The sequence below is a fragment of the Vibrio sp. 10N.222.49.C9 genome (assembly GCF_041474985.1).
GTDB classification, from domain to species: domain Bacteria; phylum Pseudomonadota; class Gammaproteobacteria; order Enterobacterales; family Vibrionaceae; genus Vibrio; species Vibrio crassostreae_C.
The window spans coordinates 1-346 of sequence record NZ_JBFRVD010000266.1; the positions used below are offsets into that span (position 1 = coordinate 1).

Here is a 346-nt window from a genome sequence, read left to right on the forward strand (position 1 = left end):
GAATAATCTGACATCTAATGGGCCAATTATCTTCCGTTTTCATTGGTACCTCGTTAAGCTAAGTCATTATTATTTAAATAGTTCTACTCGAGCCAGCTCGAGTAACTGAAAGATGGGCTTTGCCCACTCACCTTTCTACACAACATTGTTCTAGTATAGAAAAAGGAATTCTGGATGCCTAAAGCGCCCCATTTTGTTGCCGTTGGCCAGCCCCCGTCTCAAACCCAGAGCGTGACTGTTTTTGATGAATATGGAGAGCCACTGAGCAAAGATACTGCTTGCGAGTGTCCCTTAACCGTTCTGCTCAACTGGCGAGAGATAGTGACACTGATGACCCTTGGGTCTC

Annotated in this window: 1 pseudogene; it reads left to right on the forward strand. The window is 45.1% G+C overall.

Annotated features, from left to right (window positions below):
• Positions 1-174 precede the first annotated feature (174 nt).
• Positions 175-346: pseudogene (locus AB4585_RS23075) on the forward strand (sulfurtransferase FdhD); the annotation flags it as partial.